Below are 18,673 nucleotides of genomic sequence, written 5' to 3'. Positions count from 1 at the left end.
GGCTGGGCCGCGCGGCCCGTGCCGTGGCCGACGCCGTGGCCGGCCTGATCGGCAACGCCGACGAGCCCGCCTCCGCGGCGTCCGACGGTCCCCGCCGCTCGACGGCCGGCACCCTGCGCGACGTCGTCGGGGCAGTCGCCGCCGCGGTCGGCCGCCGCGGCGGGGAGCCGGCCACCGGCCGGACCGAGGGCGAGGACCCCGGCCGGTCGCCGGGCACGGTGCTCGGCGACCTGCTCACCACCGCGGCGCCGTGGCTGCCCATCCGCGACGCCGCGCGGCTGCGGGCGGCCTTCCCGGGCCGCTCCGACGAGGAGATCGCCGATGCGCTGGTCACCCGCGCCTCGCGACTGACCGCGGCCGTCGGCGCGGCCACCGGTGGCCTGTCGGCCGCGCAGTGGTTCGCCCCGCCGTCGCTGGTGGCCCTCCCGCTGGAGCTCGGCGCCGAGACGCTGGTGGTCGCCGCCGTCGAGGTGGTGCTCCTCGGGGAGCTGCACGAGCTGGCCGGACGGCCGGCCCGGGGCGACGCCGCCGAGCGCGCCACCGCCTACCTCGCCAGCTGGACCCAGCAGCACGCCGTCGACGCCAGCACCGAGCAGGGCCTCGGCGCGCTGGTGGGCACCGCGGGCCTGCGGGCGCTGCGCCGCCGGCTCTCCCGGCGGCTGGCCCGCAACCTGGGGTCGGCGGCGCCCCTGCTGGTCGGTGCCGCGCTCGGCGGGCGGGGGAACCTCAAGGCCACCGAGACCCTCGCCCGGCGGGTCCGCACCGACCTGCGCCGGCTCGGTTCCTGACCCGGCGGCCGGTCCGCCACCTCCGCCTCCCCGCGGTTAGGGTCGCCGTCGTGGTCGACCCCCTCCCTCCCGCGCCCCCGCCGGGCGGGCTCGACGTCCCGGTCCGGCTGGTCGCCGAGGGCGCTCCGCTCCCGCGCTACGCCCTCCCCGGCGACGCCGGTGCCGACCTCACCGTCACCGAGGACGTGGAGCTGGCGCCCTTCCAGCGGGCCCTGGTCGGCACGGGCGTGGCCGTGGCCATCCCGGAGGGCTACGCCGGGTTCGTGCACCCCCGCTCGGGACTCGCCGCCCGGCACGGGCTGAGCCTGGTCAACGCCCCCGGCACCATCGACGCCGGCTACCGCGGGGAGATCAAGGTCAACCTGGTCAACCTCGACCCCACCACACCGCTGACCCTGCGCCGCGGTGACCGCGTCGCCCAGCTGGTCGTGCAGCCGGTGGTGCAGGCCCGCTTCGTCCCCGTCGAGGAGCTGCCCGCGAGCACCCGTGGCGAGGCGGGGCACGGCTCCACGGGACAGGAGGCCTGACATGCCGTTCGGACGACGGCGCAACCGCATCGACCGCAGCCTGCGCGAGCGCGGCGTCCCGCCGGAGCCGCAGCACCGCGAGCGCGACGTCGAGGAGACCAGCGGCCCCTACGACGAGGCCGACGCCCCCGACGACGGCACCACCCGCGTGGACCTCGGCGCCCTGCGGCTGCCCGCCGTCCCGGGCACGGAGCTGCGGGTCGACGTCAACCAGCAGCAGAAGGTCATCGGCGCGACGCTGCGCTACGGCGACTCGCTGCTGCAGCTGTCCGCCTTCGCCGCGCCCCGCGCCGCCGGCATCTGGGACGACGTCCGCGCCGACCTGGCCCGCGGCGCCTCCGGCCAGGGCGGGCGGCTGCACGAGGTCGAGGGACCCTTCGGCCCCGAGCTCGCCGGCTCCGTCGTCGTCACCCCACCGGCCCAGCCCGGCGGCCCGCCGCCCAAGCCCGTGCGCCGGGCCGCCCGCTTCCTCGGCGTCGACGGCCCGCGCTGGTTCCTCCGCGGCATGATCAGCGGCCCGGCCGCCGAGAACCCCGACGCCGCGGCCGTCCTGGAGGAGGCCTTCCGCAAGGTCGTCGTCGTCCGGGGCAGCGAGCCGATGCCGGTGCGCGAGCAGCTGCCGCTCACCCTCCCGCCGCAGGCCGCCGCGCAGCTGGCCCGCCAGCAGCAGGGCGGCGGCCGGCACGCGGCCGGACCGGGGACGGCGGCGCCCGGCCCGACCGCGTGACCGGCCCGGTCGTCGTCCCCTACGGCCCGCACGCCGACCAGTTCCTCGAGCTCACCCTGCCCCCGGGCGCCGGCCCCGCGCCCGTGGTGGTCGTCCTGCACGGCGGCTTCTGGCGCGCCGCGTACGGCGTCGAGCTGGCCCGCCCGCTGGCCGCCGACCTCGCGGGGGCCGGCTGGGCCGCCGTGGCCGTCGAGTACCGCCGGGTCGGTGCCGGCGGCGGGTGGCCGGCCACGCTGGAGGACGTCGCCGCCGCCCTCGACGCGCTGCCCGGCCTCCCGGACGCCGGGCGCCTCGACCTCTCCGGCGTGACCGTCGTCGGCCACTCCGCGGGCGGTCACCTCGCCGCGTGGGCCGCCGGACGCGGCCGGCTGCCCGCGGGCGCCCCCGGTGCCGGACCCCGGGTCCCGGTGACCGCCGCGGTGCTGCAGGCCGGCGTGCTCGACCTGCAGCGGGCCGCCCGCCGGTGGCTGGGCGGCCGGGCGGTGCAGGCGTTCCTCGGCGGCGGACCCCGCCGGCGGGCCGGCCGGTACGCCCTCGCCGACCCCGTCCGGCTGCTGCCCACCGGCGCCGACCTGCTGTGCGTGCACGGCACCGGCGACGACGTCGTCCCACCCGAGCAGAGCCAGCGCTACGCCGCGGCCGCCACCGCCGCGGGTGACCGGGTGGAGGTGCGGACCGTGCCGGGCGGGCACAGGGAGCTCGTCGACCCGGCGGGGGAGGCGTGGGCGCTCGTCCGCGACTGGCTGGAGCGCCGCCGCGACGGACGCGGTGGCCGCACTACCCTGGAGCCGTGACACAGACGCGTCCCGGCGGCTGGCTCGCGCGCACCCTGCAGCGGCTGACCGCCGACGACTCCACCATCGACGCGCAGGAGCTGCGCGCCGAGACCGACCGCACCGGCTGCGAGCCGGTGAGCCACTGCCGCAAGGGCGAGGTGGTCACGGTGACCGGCCGGCTCAAGTCGGTGGTCTACACCCCGCGCGAGACGGTCCCCACCCTCGAGGCCGAGCTGTTCGACGGCTCCGGGTCGGTCACCCTGGTGTGGCTCGGCCGCCGGCGGATCCCCGGCATCGAGCCGGGCCGCTCGCTGACCGCGCGGGGCCGGTTCGCCCACTTCGACGGCCGCAAGGTCATCTACAACCCCTGGTACGAGCTGAGCGCGGGGTGACGGGGCCGGCCGACGATCCCGGCGACGGCCCTGGTGACGGTTCCGGCGACGGTCAGGCACTGACCTTCGACCGGCACCTGGTGCTCGAGCAGCTCGGCGGCTGGCGGGGGATGGTCGACGCCTCGCTGCCGACCGTCGCCTTCATCGTCGCCAACTCGATCGGCGACCTGCGCACCGCGATCTGGTGCGCCCTCGGGGCCGCCGTCCTCGTCCTGCTGTTCCGGCTGGTGCGGCGCGAGAGCCTGCAGCAGGCCTTCAGCGGCCTGTTCGGCGTCGCGGTGGCGGTGGCCATCGCGGCCGCCTCCGGCCAGGCCCGCGACTACTTCGTGCCGGGCATCATCCGCAACGCCGTCATCGGCGTCGTCCTGCTCGGCTCGGTGCCGCTGCGCTGGCCACTGGTCGGGGTGGCCGCCGAGTTCCTCGCCCCCAGCCACCTGGGTTCGATGGCCGCGCACTCGCTCCCCGGGCTGCGCCGGCGGGTCGACACCGCCCGCGCCCGGCTGCACCACCGGCCCGCACCCGCGGTGTCCGGCGAGCGGCCGGCCGACCCCGAGCCCGAGCGGCACTGGCGTGAGGACCGGCGGGTGGTGCGTGCCTACGGCTGGCTGACGGTGATGTGGGCGCTGACGTTCCTGCTGCGGGTCGCGGTGCAGACGCCGCTGTACCTGGCCAACGAGGAGGAACTGCTCGGCGTCGCCTCGCTGGCGCTCGGGCTGCCGGTGACCGCCGTCGCGCTGGCGGTCACCCTCTGGGTGGTCGCGCGCCTGCACCGGCATCGGGTCCAGACCGGAGCCACCGACACCTGAGGAAGGGCCCCGTCCGGCCGGGACGGGGTCCTCCTGCTAGCGGGCGGTGACGGAGAGCACCTGCTGCAGCTGCTCCTCGACGTCGGCGTGGGTGACGAACAGCAGCTCGTCGCCCACCTCGAGCGGCTCGTCCGGGCTCGGCGTGATCACCCGGTCGCCCCGCAGCAGCGCGGTGAGCACCGTCTCGCGCGGCAGCGGCACCTCCCGCAGGGGCCGGCCGGCCCACGGGGTGTCCTCGGCCAGCGTGATCTCCACCAGGTTGGCGGCGCCCTTGCGGAAGCTCATCAGCCGGACGACGTCGCCGACGGTCACCGCCTCCTCGACCAGCGCGGCGAGCACCCGCGGGGTGGAGACGGCGACGTCGACGCCCCAGGCCTCGGTGTAGAGCCACTCGTTGCGCGGGTCCTTGACCCGGGCCACGACGCGGTTGACCGCGAACTCGGTCTTGGCCAGCAGCGAGACGACCAGGTTGGCCTTGTCGTCGCCGGTGGCGGCCACGACGACGTCGCAGGTGGCCAGCTGCGCCTCCTCGAGGGAGGACACCTCGCAGGCGTCGGCCTGCACCCACTCGGCGCCGGGCACCGCGCGGGTGCGCACCTTGCGGCCGTCCTTCTCGATGAGCATCACGGTGTGCCCGTTGTTGAGCAGCTCCCCGGCGATGGAGCGGCCGACCGCGCCGGCGCCCACGATGGCCACCCGCATCAGGACCGGCCTCCCTGGGGGCGCTCCATCGTCTGGTGCACGCGGTCGGAGATCTCGTCGGTGGCCGCGACCACGAGCTGGTCGCCGTCCTGCAGCACGGTGTTCGCCGTGGGCAGCTGGGCGTCGCCGAAGCGGACCAGCCAGGCGGCCCGGGCGCCGGAGGCGGCCTCCAGCTCGGCCAGCCGGCGGCCCACCCAGCCGTCGGTGACGGTCACGCGCATGAGCAGCACCGTGCCGGTGGGCTCGCGCCAGATCTCGCTGACCTTGACCGAGAGCAGCTCGCGCAGCAGCCGGTTCACCGTCCAGGGGACGGTCGCGACGCTGGGGATGCCCATGCGCTCGAAGACCTCGGCGCGCTTGGAGTCGTAGATCCGGGCGACCACGTGCTGGACGCCGAAGGTCTCCCGGGCCACCCGCGCGGCGATGATGTTGGAGTTGTCGCCGCTGCTCACCGCGGCGAACGCCCCGGCGGAGTCGACGCCGGCGTCGAGCAGGGTCTGGCGGTCGAAGCCCAGGCCGGTGACCTGGCGGCCGCCGAACTCGGGACCGAGCCGGCGGAAGGCCTCGGGGTCCTGGTCGATGACCGCGACGCTGTGGCCGATCTGCTCGAGCTTGCGCGCGATGGCCGAGCCGACGCGGCCGCAGCCCATGACGACCACGTGCACGTGCCGCTCCCCGGGTCGTCGTCGCGAGCGCCTCTCGCCCGCACCACCGGGCGCGAAGCTACACCCGCTCCGGCTCCGTCCGGGGAGCGTGCCGGACGCCACGCCCCGGCCGGGCGACGCAGGCCGGGAAGGGGCGGCACCGGGGGGTCCGGCGTCCGTACCATCGCCGCCGTGCCAAGCCTGTCCGACCTCGGACAACTCCCGAAACGGCTCGTCGTCGGCCGGCCCGTCCGCAGCGACCGGCTGGGGGAGTCCCTGCTGCCCAAGCGGCTGGCCCTGCCCATCTTCGCCAGCGACCCGCTCTCCTCGGTGGCCTACGCCACCCAGGAGATCCTCATCGTCCTGACGCTGGCCGGCACGGCGTTCCTGTTCCTGGCGCCGTGGCTGGCGATCGCCGTCGTCGTGCTGCTGGCGACCGTGGTCCTCTCCTACCGCCAGGTGGTGCGCGCCTACCCCTCCGGCGGGGGCGACTACGAGGTCGCGATGAGGAACCACGGGCAGTTCGCGGGGCTCACCGTGGCCAGCGCCCTGCTGGTCGACTACGTGCTCACCGTGGCGGTGTCGGTCGCGGCCGGCACCGACAACATCATCTCGGCGTTCCCCACGCTCGACGAGCACCGCGTGCTCATCGCCGTCGGGCTGGTGACGCTGCTCGCCGCGGCCAACCTGCGGGGGGTCCGGGAGTCCGGGCGCACCTTCGCCGTCCCGACCTACCTGTTCATCAGCGGCATCCTGGTGATGGTCGTGACCGGGCTGGTCCGGGACCTGTTCACCGACTCCCCGGTGGTCGCCGAGACGGCCGGCTTCACCGTCACCCCGGAGCCGGGCTACGAGCAGCTCGCCGGGGTGGCGCTGCTGTTCTTCGCGCTGCGCGCCTTCGCGTCGGGCTGCACGGCCCTGACCGGGGTGGAGGCCATCGCCAACGGTGTGCCCGCCTTCAAGCCGCCCAAGAGCCGGAACGCGGCCACCACGCTGGCGCTCATGGGCGGGATCGCCGCGGCGATGTTCGCCGGCGTCACCGCGCTCGCGCTGGCCTCCGGGGTCAAGTACGTCGAGCACCCCTGCGACCTCGAGGGGTTCGCCGACTGCGAGACCGAGCCGCAGCGCACGGTCATCGCGCAGGTGGCCGCCGCGACGTTCGGCGGGGACACCTCGGTCGGCTTCTTCGTCATCCAGGCGGCGACCGCGCTGGTGCTGGTCCTGGCCGCCAACACCGCGTTCAACGGCTTCCCGCTGCTGGGCTCCGTGCTCGCCCAGGACCGGTTCCTGCCGCGGCAGCTGCACACCCGCGGCGACAAGCTGGTCTACAGCAACGGCATCCTGCTGCTGGCCGGCTTCGCGGCCCTGCTCCTCGTCGCCTTCCAGGCCGACGTCAACCGGCTGATCCAGATGTACATCGTCGGCGTCTTCACCAGCTTCTCCATCGGCCAGTGGGGCATGGTGCGGCACTGGAACCGGGAGATCGGCCTGTCCGACGACCCGGTCGAGAAGCGGCGGATGCGCCGCTCGCAGGTCATCAACACCATCGGCGGCACCCTCACCACCGTGGTGCTGCTGATCATCGTCGTCACCAAGTTCACCCGCGGCGCCTACCTGGTGATCCTCGTGATGCCGGTGCTGTTCGTGCTCATGAAGGCCATCAACAAGCACTACTCGCACGTGGCCGCGCAGCTGCGGCCCGACAGCGACTCGCGGCTGCTGCCCAGCAAGGTGCACGCGATCGTGCTGGTGTCGAAGGTGCACAAGCCGACCCTGCGGGCGCTGGCCTTCGCCCGGGCGACCCGGCCCGACGTCCTGACCGCGCTGACGGTCAACGTCGACGACGAGGACACCCGCTCGCTGCAGGCCGACTGGGAGCGCTACGACATCCCGGTGCCGCTGACCGTGCTGGAGTCGCCCTACCGGGAGATCACCCGGCCGGTGGTCGACTTCGTCAAGGGCGTTCGCCGGGACAGCCCGCGCGAGCTGGTCGTGGTCTTCGTCCCGCAGTACGTCGTCGGGCACTGGTGGGAGAACGTCCTGCACAACCAGAGCGCGCTGCGGCTGCGCGCCCGGCTGCAGTTCCAGCCCGGGGTCATGATCACCACGGTGCCGTGGCAGCTGGAGAGCTCGGTCGGCCGGGGCGAGGACGACCGGCGCCCGGGCCCCATGCCCGGCGACCTGCGCCGCGGGTTCACCGACGACCAGGTGGGGACCACCCCGTATGGCTGAAGCCGAAGGACCACGTCCTCCTCACCCCTCGCACGCTCGGGGCGAGCCTCGGGACGGGGCCTTCCCCCCACGCCTCGCACGCTCGGCGCGGGTCCCTGGAGGGCGGCCGGACCGCGGCCCGGGGTGGACCGGCCGGGAGTTCGAGGTCACCGTCGGCCCGGTCGCGCACGGCGGGCACTGCGTGGCCCGGTTCGAGGGCCGGGTGGTGTTCGTGCGGCACTCGCTGCCGGGGGAGCGGGTGGTCGTCCGGGTCACCGAGGACCGCCAGCCCGGCTACTGCCGCGCCGACGCGGTCGAGGTGCTCGAGGCCGCGCCCGACCGCGTCGAGCGGCCCTGCCCGTACAGCGGTCCCGGGCGCTGCGGGGGCTGCGACTGGCAGCACGTCTCGCCGGAGGGGCAGCGGCGGCTGGCGGCCGACGTCGTCCGGGAGCAGCTGACCCGCCTGGGCGGGCTCGACGCCGGGGACCCCGTCGTCCGCGACCTCGTCGTCGAGGAGCTGCCCGGGGGGCCGCTGCGCTGGCGCTCGCGGGCACGCTTCGCCGTCGACCGGACCGGGACGCCCGGACTGCGGCGGCACCGCTCGCACGACGTCGTGGTGCTCGACGACTGCCCGATCACGGTCGAGACCGCCGCCCTGGCCGTGCTCTCGCGCCGCTGGCCGGGCGCCGGGGCGGTCGACGTCGCCGTCGACTCCGCCGGCGCGGTGACCACCACGCGGCTGGACCGCCGTGGCGTGCCGACGTCGACCCGGGTGCTGCAGCCGGGGGAGGATGTCGCGGCCGCGCCCGCCGGCCGGGCCGGCCGCCGGGCCGCGGGCCGGGACTGGGAGGTCGAGGGCACCGGCTTCTGGCAGGTGCACGAGGCGGCGGCCGACGCGCTGGTGGCGGCCGTGGCCGACGCGGCGGACGTGCGCCGGGGGGAGACGGTGCTCGACCTCTACGCCGGTGCCGGGCTCTTCGGCGGCGCGCTGGCGCCCGCGGCGGGGGAGTCGGGCAGGGTGGTGTGCGTGGAGGCCGACGCCGGGGCCTGCGCGGCCGCCGAGGCGAACCTGGCCGGCCTGCCGCAGGCCGAGGTGTGGCAGGGCGAGGTGGACGCCGAGGGGCTGACCGGGCTGCTCGAGGAGCTCGGGCGGACGCCGGACGTCGTCGTGCTCGACCCGCCCCGCGCCGGTGCCGGCGCGGCGGTGAGCCGGGTGCTGGCCGACACCGGCGCCCGCGCCGTCGTCTACGTGGCCTGCGACCCCGCCTCGCTCGGGCGCGACGTCGCGGTCTTCCGCGCCGCCGGGTACCGGCCGGCGGCCGTGCGCGGCTTCGCCGCCTTCCCGATGACCGCGCACGTGGAGTGCGTGGCGCTGCTGGTCCCCTCGGCCTGAACCGCTGCGGTCGGCCTACCCTCCGGGCATGGCCGGACCCGACTCGTGCCCGGTGTGCGGAGAGCTGACGCCGCGCCGGGACAGCGGGGCCACCGACGAGGGACACGACGAGACCACCGACCCACTGGTGTTCGTCGACCACCTCTGGGCTCCGCCGCTGTGGGGGCACGGGCGGCGTGCCGAGCCCGCGCTGTGCCCGGGTTCGGGCCAGAACCGGGCCGGCCACCGGCGCCCCTGAGCGGCCGCGCGCGCCGCCCGCTCCGGGCGCCGACGCGGTGGGCAGCGCGAGGTGCGGGTCCGCGTCGTCTCCTCCCGCGACCCGCGCACCGGCTCCGTGGTGCACCCCTGGGTCCGCCTGGGCCCGACCGGCCGGCCCGCACCCGGCTACCGTGTCCCCGTGACGACGTGGGAGTACGCCTCGGTCATCACGGCCAACGAGGCCGAGTCCCAGCGTGCGGGGGTGAGCGTCAAGCTCCCCGGCGGCACGCTGGAACGGCAGCAGGGGGACACCAGCTCGGTGCTCAACCGGCTCGGCGGCGAGGGCTGGGAGCTGGTCAGCTACCACTCCAGCGGTGCGGGCAGCTGGGGTTTCGAGCAGTTCTGGCTCAAGCGCCGCAGCGACTGAGGCCCTCGACCACTCGATCGGGCGCGTCGGGTCGAACGTCCGTTCGACCTGCGGCAGACTGCGCGACGTGGCTGCGAGCGTCCCCCCGGGCTGGCCGGAGCAGGTGCGGCCGCCGGGTGCCCCCGACTGGGAGGCCACCGCGGTCGCCTGGCTGTTCGACCTCGTGCCGCCCGACTACCGCGCGCACACGGTGCTGCGCCGCTACCCGGTGCTGCTCGCCCGGTTCGCCGGGGACCACCTGAGCGCCGGTCTCCAGGCCGCCCGCGAGGGGTGGCGGACGGTGCGGGTGGAGATGGCCGACCACCTGCCGCCCGACGCGATCGAGGCCGCCGTCACCGCCTACGAGCGGGAGGGTGCCCGCCTGGCCGCCGCCGCACGCGGGGTCGTGGTGGTGTCCGGCGCCCTGCGCGGCGAGGTCTGGGTGCCCCGCCTGTAGCCCGCCGCGGGTGGCCTCCTCCAAGCAGGAGGGCCCCGTCCTCCTCACCGCTCGCGAGCTCGCGGCGAGCCTCTGGACGGGGCCTGGCGCGAGCCGGCGAGTGGCGGGAGCAGGAGGGTCCTTCCTCAGCCGAGCCGGTCGGCCTCCCGGAGCGCGACCGCCAGGGCGCCGAGCACCTCGGCGCGGGCCCCGAGCGAGCCGGGCACCACGGTGAGGTGCTCGGCCGCGGCGGGGATGGCGGAGCGGGCGAGGGCGCGCCGCAGCGGGTCGACCAGCAGGTCGCCGGCGGTGCCCAGCTCGCCGCCGACGACGATGCGGTCGGGGTTGAGCGTGTTGACCAGGCCGCCGAGGACGACGCCGACGTGCGTGCCGGCGTCGGCCACGAGCCGCCGGCAGGCCTGGTCGCCCGCGACGGCGCCGGCCACGAGCGTCCGCAGGTCGCCGTAGTGCGGCGCGGCGGTCCGGATGGCCTGCAGCAGGGCGCTGCCGCCCGCGGTGAGCTCCAGGCAGCCCCGGTTGCCGCACCGGCAGAGGTCGCCGCCGGGGTCGAGGCTCACGTGGCCGATCTCCCCGGCGGTTCCGGAGACGCCGCGCAGCAGGTTGCCGTCGACGACGAGCGCACCGCCCACGCCGGTGGCCATCTTCAGGTAGACGGTGAACCGGGAGCCCCGGCCGGCGCCCCAGCGGACCTCGGCCAGCGCGCCGAGGTTGGCGTCGTTGTCCACGACGACGGGGACGCCCAGTCGCTCCCCCAGCTCGATCGCCGGCGCGGTGCCCGACCAGCTCGGCAGGATGTTGGCCTGCGCCACCGTGCCGTGCGGGGTCGCCGCGGCGCTGACGACCGGCGTGGGCAGGCCGACCACCGTCCCGACCACGTCCGCGGTGCACGCACCGGCGCGCGCCAGCTCGTCCCGGACCCGGGCGGCCACGGTGTCGAGGACGTCGCCGGCGTCCAGCTCGGCGACCGGCAGCTCGGCGACGTGCTCGCCGACCACCTCGTGCGAGAGGTCGGCGACGGCGACGCGGACGTGCGTGCGCCCGATGTCGATGCCGACGACGACACCGGCCCGGCGGGTCAGCCGCACCAGTCCGGCCGGCCGGCCCCCGGTGGGTCGGGCGTCGGCCGGGTCGGCCGGCCTGACCAGGCCGCGATCGACCAGGTCGGCGACGTAGCCGGACACCGTCGCGCGGGACAGCCCGGTCTGCTCGACCAGCTGCGCCCGGGTGGCCGGCCCGCCCAGGCGCAGGGCCTCGACCAGCCGGCGCGGGTGACCCGTGACGTCGGGCAGCCACGGCCGGGGGTCCATGCCGGGGATGGTCAGCGGCCGGCGTGCTTCTGTCAACCACCGACGGAAGCCCCCACGCCATGGAGTGGCCGCCGAACCAGCCGTGACGGAGGCGCCCCCCGGCCGCCGGGCCGTCCCGGCCGCCGCTCCGTTCACCCGGAGGGCCCCCTGCGGCGCGACTACAGTGGGTCGGCGGCCCCCGCGAGCCGTGCCCCAGCCGCCGACAGAGAGGACACCGCTGCGCCGTGTCGCTCCTGCGCTCGCTCCGCGACCCCGCCGACGTCCGGGCACTGCCCCCCGAGCAGCTGCCCGCGCTGGCCGCCGAGATCCGCGACGCGCTCGTCGCCAGCGTCGCCCGCACCGGCGGGCACCTCGGTCCCAACCTCGGCTGTGTCGAGCTGACCATCGCGCTGCACCGGGTGTTCACCTCCCCGCGTGAGCCGATCGTCTTCGACACCGGCCACCAGGCCTACGTGCACAAGATGCTCACCGGCCGGGTGGAGGGCTTCGACCGGCTGCGCCAGCGCGGTGGCCTGTCGGGCTACCCCAGCCGCTCGGAGAGCGAGCACGACTGGGTGGAGAACAGCCACGCCTCCACCGCGCTGTCCTACGCCGACGGGCTGGCCAAGGCCTTCGCCGTCCGGGGTGACTCGCGTCCGGTGGTGGCCGTGGTCGGCGACGGCGCCCTCACCGGCGGCATGTCCTGGGAGGCGCTGAACAACATCGCGGCCGCCCAGGACCGGCCGGTGATCATCGTCGTCAACGACAACGGCCGCTCCTACTCACCGACCATCGGCGGCGTCGCCGACGCGCTGGCGACGCTGCGGCTGCGCCCGGGCTACGAGCAGGCGCTGCTGCAGGTGCGCTCCGCGCTGCACCGCGCCCCGGTCGTCGGCTCGGCGCTCTACGACGCGCTGCACGCCATCAAGAAGGGCCTCAAGGACGTCCTCTCGCCGCAGGGCATGTTCGAGGACCTCGGGATGAAGTACGTCGGCCCGGTCGACGGGCACGACGTCGAGGTCGTGGAGTCCGCGCTCAGGCGCGCCCGCTCCTTCGGCGGCCCGGTGATCGTGCACGCCGTCACCACGAAGGGCTTCGGCTACCCGCCGGCCGAGACCGACACCATCGACGCCTGGCACTCCACCGGCGTCTTCGAGCCCGACAGCGGTGTCAGCCCCACGGCCGCCCGCGACTGGACCGCGGCCTTCTCCGACGAGCTGGTGCGCATCGGCGGCGAGCGGGCCGACGTCGTGGCGGTCACCGCGGCGATGCTGCACCCGACCGGCCTCAACGCCTTCGCCGAGCGTTTCCCCGAGCGCACGTTCGACGTCGGCATCGCCGAGCAGCACGCGCTCACCAGCGCCGCGGGCATGGCGATGGGCGGGCTGCACCCGGTGGTCGCGGTCTACTCGACGTTCCTCAACCGGGCCTTCGACCAGCTGCTCATGGACGTCGCGCTGCACCGCCAGCCGGTCACCGTCGTCCTCGACCGGGCCGGCGTCACCGGCACCGACGGCGCCTCGCACAACGGCATGTGGGACATGTCGATCCTCCCGGTGGTGCCGGGGCTGCGGCTGGCCGCCCCGCGCGACGAGCCCACCCTGCGGGAGGCGCTGCGCGAGGCCGTCGAGGTGACCGACGGGCCCACCGTGGTGCGCTTCCCCAAGGGCCCGCCGCCGGTCGACATCCCGGCGCTGGAGCGGCGCGGCCCGGTCGACGTGCTGCGCCGGGGCGCACGTCCCGAGGTGCTGCTGGTCGCCGTCGGCTCGATGGTGCCCCCGTGCCTGGCCGCCGCCGAGCGCGCCGCCGACCACGGCATCGAGGTGACCGTCGTCGACCCGCGCTGGGTGCTGCCCGTGCCCGCCGAGCTGGTCGACCTGGCCGCGGGGCACCGCCTGGTGGTCACGGTCGAGGACGGCGGCCGTGCCGGTGGCCTGGGCACCACGCTGACCCAGGCGCTGCAGGACCGCGGCATCGACGTCCCGCTGCGCTCGCTGGGCCTGCCGCAGGCCTTCCTGGAGCACGGCAGCCGCGGTCAGGTGCTGGCCGACGCCGGGCTGACCGAGCAGGACGTCGCCCGCCGCATCGCCGAGGAGACGGCGCTGCTGGCCGAGCGCGCGGAGCGGCAGGCGGTCACCGAGCCGGTGGACGGCGCCCAGCAGTGACCTCGGGACCGCGGGGGACCCCGCGGGTGATCGCGGAGATCCAGGTCGCGCCGACGCCGGCCGGGACGCCCGAGGACCCGCACGCCTTCGTCGAGGCCGCCGTCCGCGTCATCCAGGGCTCAGGCCTGCACGCGGAGGTCGGTGCGCTCGGGACCACGCTCGAGGGCGAGGCGGACGAGGTCTGGGCGACGCTGCGCGCGGCGCACGAGGCGATGCTGGCCGCCGGCGCGACCAGCGGGATCTCGCACGTCAAGGTGGCCTCGGTCGACCGCACGATGGGCAGCCTCACCCACAAGTTCCGCTGAGCCCGCGCCACGATCGGGTGACCTGATCGTGGCGCGTCCTCCCTGACGGTGGGCGGTCGGGGAGGACGCGCCGCGGTGCGGGAGGACGCCCGGTCCCGGACGACGGCCCGGGACCCCGCGTGGGGTCCCGGGCCGTCCCCGTGCACGTCCGCGGACGGGCCCCGTGCACATCCGCGGAGGTGCACGGAGGATCAGGCGGGGAGGGAAGCCACCCCGCGGGGCAGGAACCGGGAGCCGGTGACCCGCTCGGAGACGCCGGCCCGGTCCAGGAAGGCTGAGATCCCGCCCAGCCAGAACGGCCAGCCGGCGCCCAGGACCATGCACAGGTCGATGTCCTGCACCGCCTGGACGACGCCCTCGTCGAGCATCAACCGGATCTCCTGGGCCAGGGCGTCCACCGCACGCCCGCGGACCTGCTCCTCGGTCAGCGGCGAGTCGCCGGCGTCGATGCCGGCGAGGGCCGGATCGACGACGCCCGGCTCGCTGTACACCGACGTCTTGCCGAGCTCGACCATCCTCCGCAGCCCCTCGCCGACGGCGAACCGGTCGGGGAAGGCCTCGTGCATCCGCTCGGCCACGTGCAGCGCCACCGGCGGGCCGACGAGCGTCAGCAGCTCGAACGGCGTCATCGGCAGGCCCAGCGGGTCGAGCGCCCGGTCGGCCACGGCCACCGGCGTGCCCTGCTCCACCGACGCGGTGACCTCACCGAGGAAGCGGGTGAGCAGCCGGTTGACCACGAACGCCGGCGCGTCGGCGACGAGCACGCAGCTCTTCTTCAGCGCCTTGCCGACGGCGAACGCCGTGGCCAGCGTGGCGTCGTCGGTCTGCTCGGCGCGCACGACCTCCAGCAGCGGCAGGACCGCGACCGGGTTGAAGAAGTGCAGGCCGACGACCCGCTCCGGGTGCTCGAGCTCGGCCGCCATCTCGGTCACCGACAGCGCCGAGGTGTTGGTGGCCAGCACGCACTCGGGGGAGACGACGGCCTCCACCTCGGCGAACACCTGCTGCTTGACCGACATCTCCTCGAAGACCGCCTCGATGACGAGGTCGGCGTCGGCGAAGGTCGCCTTGTCCAGGGCTCCGGTGACCAGGCCGGTGAGCCGGTTCAGCCCGTCCTGCGACAGCCGGCCCCGGGCGGCCAGCTCCTCCAGCTGCGTGTGGACGTGGCCGACGCCCTTGTCGACGCGCGCCTGGTCGATGTCGGTGAGGACGACGGGCACCTCCAGCCGGCGCACGAACAGCAGCGCCAGCTGCGAGGCCATCAGGCCCGCGCCGACGACGCCGACCTTGGTGATCTTGCGGGCGAGCTCCCTCGGTGGGGCGCCGACCGGCCGCTTGGCCCGCTTGTTGACCAGCTCGAACGCGTACAGGCTCGCCCGCAGCTCGTCGCTCATCAGCAGGTCGGCCAACGCCTGGTCCTCGGCCGCGGTGCCGGCGGTGAACGCCTCGCCGTCGACGCCGTCGCGGGCCAGCTCGAGCAGCTCCCCGGTGCGCAGGGCGCCGGGGGAGGCGTTGCGGGTGCGGCCGGCGACGATGCCCCGCGCGCGGGTGATGGCGTCGTCCCACGCCGAGCGGTCGACCTCGGGACGCGAGACGGCGACGTCCCCGTCGAGCACGCCCACGGCCCACTCGAGCGAGCGCTCCAGGAAGTCGGCCGGCTCGAACACCGCGTCGGCGATGCCCAGCGCCGCGGCCTCCGGCCCCGGGGTGACCTTGTTCTGCGCCAGCGCGTTCTCGACGATCACGGTGACCGCCGGGTCGATGCCGATCAGGTTCGGCAGCAGCTGCGTGCCGCCCCAGCCGGGCACCAGGCCGAGGAACACCTCGGGGAACGCGACGACGGCGGTGGTGGCGATCGTGCGGTGGTGGCAGTGCAGCGCCAGCTCCAGGCCGCCGCCGAGCGCCGCGCCGTTGACGAAGGCGAACGTCGGGACGGTCGAGTCCTTGAGCCGGCGGAACACCCGGTGGCCGGTCTCGGCGACCGCCCGAGCGTCGGCCGCCGAGGTGATCGCCGGGACGCCGGAGAGGTCGGCGCCGACGGCGAAGACGAACGGCTTGCCGGTGACGGCGATGGCCGCCGGCGCCGGGGTGTGTGCCGCGACCTCGTCGAGCGCGGCGTCCAGGGACGCCAGCCCGCCGGGGCCGAAGGTGGACGGGCGGGTGTGGTCGTGCCCGTTGTCCAGGGTGATCAGCGCGACCTCGCCGGCCAGTCCGGGCACCCGCAGGTAGCGGACCTTGGCGGCGGTGACGACCTCGTCCTCGAAGACGGCGCTCACTCGGTGCCCTCCCAGATCGGGTTCTCCCAGATGACGGTGGCGCCCATGCCCAGGCCCACGCACATGGCGGTCAGGCCGTAGCGGACGTCGGGCCGCTCGGCGAACTGGCGGGACAGCTGGGTCATCAGCCGGACGCCGGAGGAGGCCAGCGGGTGGCCGACGGCGATCGCGCCACCCCACGGGTTGACCCGCTCGTCGTCGTCGGCGATGCCGAAGTGGTCGAGGAAGGCCAGCACCTGGACGGCGAAGGCCTCGTTGAGCTCGAAGAGCCCGATGTCCTCGATGGTCAGGCCGGTGCGGGCCAGCGCGCGCTCGGTCGACGGGACCGGGCCGACGCCCATCACCTCGGGCTCGACGCCGACGAAGCCGTAGCCGACCAGCCGCATGCCCACGTGCAGGCCGAGCTCGAGCGCGACCTCCTCCGCGGCCAGCAGGCAGCCGGTGGCGCCGTCGTTGAGGCCGGCGGCGTTGCCCGCGGTCACGTGGCCGTGCGGGCGGAACGGCGTCTTGAGCGTCGCCAGTCCCTCGAGGGTGGTGCTCGGCCGCGGTGGCTCGTCGACCGTGGCCAGCCCCCAGCCCTGCTCGGCGCTGCGCGTGGACACGGTGACCAGCTCGGGGCCGATCTGCCCGTTGGCGACGGCCTTGGCGTACCTCTGCTGGCTGGCCAGCGCGAAGGCGTCGGCCCGCTCCCTGGTCAGGTGGGGGAAGCGGTCGTGCAGGTTCTCCGCGGTGGAGCCCATCACCAGTGCGGAGCCGTCGACCAGGCCCTCGCTGAAGAAGCGCGGGTTCGGGTCGGCGCCCTCGCCCATCGGGTGGCGGCCCATGTGCTCGACCCCGCCGGCGATGGCGACGTCGTAGGCCCCGAAGGCGATGCCGCTCGCGGTGGTGGTCACGGCGGTCATCGCGCCGGCGCACATGCGGTCGATCGCGTAACCGGGCACCGACTTCGGCAGCCCGGCCAGCAGCGCGGCGGTGCGGCCGATGGTCAGGCCCTGGTCGCCGATCTGGGTGGTGGCCGCGATCGCCACCTCGTCGACCCGATCGGCCGGCAGTGCCGGGTTGCGGCGCATCAGCTCGCGGATCACGCGCACGACCAGGTCGTCGGCGCGGGTCTCGGCGTAGACGCCCTTCGGGCCGGCCTTGCCGAAGGGGGTGCGCACGCCGTCGACGAAGACGACCTCACGCAGCGAGCGGGACATGGGACCTCCGCAGCAGTTCGGTGCCGGCCGGTACGGCACGGCCCCATTCAAGTTACTCGCCGGTAACCCAAGGTCCAAACGCGACCCGACCCGGCAGGGGCAGGACGGCGCGGCGGTCCGGCCGGCCGGCCCGGTGACGCCGTGCCAGAGGTCACGGTCCGGCAACGTCCCTGACCGGCTCTTGCACACCGTGTGACACAGCGCGCATATTGGCCGCCGCACTTCTGCGCATTCCCGACAGAACGGTGGACGACCCATGGCGCGACGGCGCACCATCATGACGGCCCTCGCGGCCTCCCTCGTCTTCAGCCTGGCCGCCTGTGGCGGCGACAGCGGCGGCGGCGACACCGGTGGCGGCGGTGGAGGCGGCGGTGGCGGCGAGACCGCCGGCCGGGTCGGCGTGATCCTCCCCGACACCGAGTCCTCGGTGCGCTGGGAGAACTTCGACCGCCCCTACCTCGAGGCGGCCTTCGAGGAGGCCGGTGTCGAGTACGACATCCAGAACGCCGAGGGCGACGCCCAGCGGCAGGCGACCATCGCCGAGCAGATGATCACCGAGGGCGCCACCGTCCTCGCGATCGTCAACCTCGACTCGGCCTCGGGTGCGCAGATCCAGGAGCAGGCGGCCAACGAGGGCGTCGCGACGATCGACTACGACCGGCTGACCCTGGGTGGCTCGGCGGAGTACTACGTCTCCTTCGACAACACCGAGGTCGGGCGTCTGCAGGGCCAGGGCCTGCAGCAGTGCCTGGAGGCCAACGGCGTCACCCAGGGCAACATCGCGTTCCTCAACGGCTCGCCGGACGACAACAACGCGACGCTGTTCTCGTCGGGCGCCCACGAGGTCCTCGACCCGCTGACGCAGTACACGCAGGTGGCCGAGCAGGCGGTGCCGGACTGGGACAACCAGGAGGCGGCGACGATCTTCGAGCAGATGTACACCCAGGCCAACGGCAACGTCCAGGGCGTGCTGGCCGCCAACGACGGCCTGGCCAACTCGGTGATCCAGATCCTCGAGCGCAACAACGCCGCGGGCCAGGCGAACGTGACCGGCCAGGACGCCTCGGTCGAGGGCCTGCAGAACATCCTCGCCGGCAACCAGTGCATGACCGTCTACAAGTCGGTCCGCGAGGAGGCCAACGCGCTCGCCGAGCTGGCCGTCGCGCTGATCAACGGCGAGGAGGGCGAGACCACCGGCACCGTCGAGGACACCGAGGCCGGCCGTGAGGTCCCGTCGGTCCTGCTCACTCCGGTCGCGATCTTCCGCGACAACGTCAGCGAGGTCGTCGAGGACGAGTTCGTGACCGCCGAGGAGCTCTGCACCGGCGAGTTCGCCGCCGCCTGCCAGGAGCTCGGGATCGAGTAGTGGTCACCGGCCGCCGGGGCGCCGATGATGAGCGCCCCGGCGGCTGCTG

General features: G+C 75.4%; 19 protein-coding genes. 14 read left to right on the top strand and 5 right to left on the bottom strand.

The window, feature by feature from the left end; genetic code table 11:
* The 6 genes from ABQ292_RS12750 to ABQ292_RS12725 form a co-directional block, all read left to right on the top strand.
* Window positions 1–788 (top strand): hypothetical protein (locus ABQ292_RS12750; protein WP_369206862.1); only part of this gene is annotated, 788 nt, incomplete at its 5' end.
* Between the two features lie 50 nt (window positions 789–838).
* Window positions 839–1,315 (top strand): dUTP diphosphatase, encoded by a 477-nt coding sequence (gene dut, locus ABQ292_RS12745; RefSeq protein WP_369206860.1) that lies wholly within the window; start codon window positions 839–841, stop codon window positions 1,313–1,315.
* Window position 1,316: 1 nt separating this feature from the next.
* Window positions 1,317–2,042 carry a DUF3710 domain-containing protein gene (locus tag ABQ292_RS12740; protein WP_369206858.1) on the top strand — a complete coding sequence of 242 codons (726 nt, stop codon included), beginning with the start codon at window positions 1,317–1,319 and terminating at the stop codon, window positions 2,040–2,042.
* Complete coding sequence (locus tag ABQ292_RS12735; RefSeq protein ID WP_369206856.1) at window positions 2,039–2,836, top strand: alpha/beta hydrolase family protein; 798 nt, start codon at window positions 2,039–2,041, stop codon at window positions 2,834–2,836. The genes ABQ292_RS12740 and ABQ292_RS12735 overlap by 4 nt, the downstream gene beginning before the upstream one ends.
* Window positions 2,833–3,210, top strand: a complete 378-nt coding sequence (locus tag ABQ292_RS12730) for an OB-fold nucleic acid binding domain-containing protein (protein WP_369206854.1) — start codon at window positions 2,833–2,835, stop codon at window positions 3,208–3,210. The genes ABQ292_RS12735 and ABQ292_RS12730 overlap by 4 nt, the downstream gene beginning before the upstream one ends.
* Window positions 3,207–4,016 carry a DUF3159 domain-containing protein gene (locus ABQ292_RS12725; RefSeq protein WP_369206852.1) on the top strand — a complete coding sequence of 270 codons (810 nt, stop codon included), beginning with the start codon at window positions 3,207–3,209 and terminating at the stop codon, window positions 4,014–4,016. The genes ABQ292_RS12730 and ABQ292_RS12725 overlap by 4 nt, the downstream gene beginning before the upstream one ends.
* A gap of 36 nt (window positions 4,017–4,052) precedes the next feature.
* Here ABQ292_RS12725 and ABQ292_RS12720 read toward each other — a convergent pair whose 3' ends face one another.
* Both ABQ292_RS12720 and ABQ292_RS12715 read right to left on the bottom strand, forming a co-directional pair.
* Complete coding sequence (locus tag ABQ292_RS12720; RefSeq protein WP_369206850.1) at window positions 4,053–4,718, bottom strand: potassium channel family protein; 666 nt, start codon at window positions 4,716–4,718, stop codon at window positions 4,053–4,055.
* Complete coding sequence (locus ABQ292_RS12715) at window positions 4,718–5,383, bottom strand: potassium channel family protein (RefSeq protein WP_369206848.1); 666 nt, start codon at window positions 5,381–5,383, stop codon at window positions 4,718–4,720. Before ABQ292_RS12715 ends, ABQ292_RS12720 begins: the two co-directional genes overlap by 1 nt.
* 171 nt (window positions 5,384–5,554) lie before the next feature.
* Here ABQ292_RS12715 and ABQ292_RS12710 point away from each other — a divergent pair, with 171 nt between their 5' ends.
* The 5 genes from ABQ292_RS12710 to ABQ292_RS12690 all read left to right on the top strand — a co-directional run bounded on the left by ABQ292_RS12710 (window position 5,555) and on the right by ABQ292_RS12690 (window position 10,027).
* Entirely contained in the window at window positions 5,555–7,594 is a 2,040-nt protein-coding gene (locus ABQ292_RS12710) for an APC family permease (RefSeq protein ID WP_369206846.1), read from the top strand.
* Window positions 7,587–8,966, top strand: a complete 1,380-nt coding sequence (locus ABQ292_RS12705) for a class I SAM-dependent RNA methyltransferase (protein WP_369206844.1) — start codon at window positions 7,587–7,589, stop codon at window positions 8,964–8,966. Before ABQ292_RS12710 ends, ABQ292_RS12705 begins: the two co-directional genes overlap by 8 nt.
* A gap of 28 nt (window positions 8,967–8,994) precedes the next feature.
* Window positions 8,995–9,204 (top strand): hypothetical protein, encoded by a 210-nt coding sequence (locus ABQ292_RS12700; RefSeq protein ID WP_369206842.1) that lies wholly within the window; start codon window positions 8,995–8,997, stop codon window positions 9,202–9,204.
* Between the two features lie 159 nt (window positions 9,205–9,363).
* Window positions 9,364–9,591: a DUF4177 domain-containing protein gene (locus ABQ292_RS12695; RefSeq protein ID WP_369206840.1), complete on the top strand. Its 228-nt coding sequence runs from the start codon at window positions 9,364–9,366 to the stop codon at window positions 9,589–9,591.
* 67 nt (window positions 9,592–9,658) lie between these two features.
* The gene (locus ABQ292_RS12690) at window positions 9,659–10,027 is read left to right on the top strand and encodes a hypothetical protein (RefSeq protein WP_369206838.1); all 369 of its coding nucleotides are present in this window, start codon (window positions 9,659–9,661) and stop codon (window positions 10,025–10,027) included.
* A gap of 125 nt (window positions 10,028–10,152) precedes the next feature.
* Here ABQ292_RS12690 and ABQ292_RS12685 read toward each other — a convergent pair whose 3' ends face one another.
* Window positions 10,153–11,334: an ROK family transcriptional regulator gene (locus ABQ292_RS12685; protein ID WP_369206836.1), complete on the bottom strand. Its 1,182-nt coding sequence runs from the start codon at window positions 11,332–11,334 to the stop codon at window positions 10,153–10,155.
* Window positions 11,335–11,558: 224 nt separating this feature from the next.
* Here ABQ292_RS12685 and dxs point away from each other — a divergent pair, with 224 nt between their 5' ends.
* Together dxs and ABQ292_RS12675 are read left to right on the top strand one after the other, a co-directional pair.
* Window positions 11,559–13,478, top strand: a complete 1,920-nt coding sequence (dxs, locus tag ABQ292_RS12680) for a 1-deoxy-D-xylulose-5-phosphate synthase (protein WP_369206834.1) — start codon at window positions 11,559–11,561, stop codon at window positions 13,476–13,478.
* Window positions 13,479–13,504: 26 nt separating this feature from the next.
* Window positions 13,505–13,783 carry a thiamine-binding protein gene (locus tag ABQ292_RS12675; protein ID WP_369206832.1) on the top strand — a complete coding sequence of 93 codons (279 nt, stop codon included), beginning with the start codon at window positions 13,505–13,507 and terminating at the stop codon, window positions 13,781–13,783.
* Window positions 13,784–13,974: 191 nt separating this feature from the next.
* Here ABQ292_RS12675 and ABQ292_RS12670 read toward each other — a convergent pair whose 3' ends face one another.
* Window positions 13,975–16,059 carry a 3-hydroxyacyl-CoA dehydrogenase NAD-binding domain-containing protein gene (locus ABQ292_RS12670; RefSeq protein ID WP_369206830.1) on the bottom strand — a complete coding sequence of 695 codons (2,085 nt, stop codon included), beginning with the start codon at window positions 16,057–16,059 and terminating at the stop codon, window positions 13,975–13,977.
* Window positions 16,056–17,258: a thiolase family protein gene (locus tag ABQ292_RS12665; protein WP_369206828.1), complete on the bottom strand. Its 1,203-nt coding sequence runs from the start codon at window positions 17,256–17,258 to the stop codon at window positions 16,056–16,058. The genes ABQ292_RS12670 and ABQ292_RS12665 overlap by 4 nt, the downstream gene beginning before the upstream one ends.
* A gap of 256 nt (window positions 17,259–17,514) precedes the next feature.
* On the opposite strand from ABQ292_RS12665, the gene ABQ292_RS12660 reads away from it, so the two are divergent.
* Window positions 17,515–18,624: a sugar ABC transporter substrate-binding protein gene (locus ABQ292_RS12660; protein WP_369206826.1), complete on the top strand. Its 1,110-nt coding sequence runs from the start codon at window positions 17,515–17,517 to the stop codon at window positions 18,622–18,624.
* Window positions 18,625–18,673 lie beyond the last annotated feature (49 nt).

The sequence above is a fragment of the Geodermatophilus maliterrae genome, assembly GCF_041018925.1.
Classification (GTDB): domain Bacteria; phylum Actinomycetota; class Actinomycetes; order Mycobacteriales; family Geodermatophilaceae; genus Geodermatophilus; species Geodermatophilus maliterrae.
This window is presented reverse-complemented; position numbering and strand designations above follow the sequence as displayed.

What these genes read in the sequence shown, in the direction of transcription:
- ABQ292_RS12740 (WP_369206858.1), top strand. Translation starts at nt 1,317, where the DNA reads ATGCCGTTCGGACGACGGCGCAACCGCATCGACCGCAGCCTGCGCGAG.
- ABQ292_RS12720 (WP_369206850.1), bottom strand. Translation starts at nt 4,718, where the DNA reads ATGCGGGTGGCCATCGTGGGCGCCGGCGCGGTCGGCCGCTCCATCGCC.
- ABQ292_RS12705 (WP_369206844.1), top strand. Translation starts at nt 7,587, where the DNA reads ATGGCTGAAGCCGAAGGACCACGTCCTCCTCACCCCTCGCACGCTCGG.
- ABQ292_RS12700 (WP_369206842.1), top strand. Translation starts at nt 8,995, where the DNA reads ATGGCCGGACCCGACTCGTGCCCGGTGTGCGGAGAGCTGACGCCGCGC.
- ABQ292_RS12685 (WP_369206836.1), bottom strand. Translation starts at nt 11,334, where the DNA reads ATGGACCCCCGGCCGTGGCTGCCCGACGTCACGGGTCACCCGCGCCGG.
- ABQ292_RS12665 (WP_369206828.1), bottom strand. Translation starts at nt 17,258, where the DNA reads ATGTCCCGCTCGCTGCGTGAGGTCGTCTTCGTCGACGGCGTGCGCACC.
- ABQ292_RS12660 (WP_369206826.1), top strand. Translation starts at nt 17,515, where the DNA reads ATGGCGCGACGGCGCACCATCATGACGGCCCTCGCGGCCTCCCTCGTC.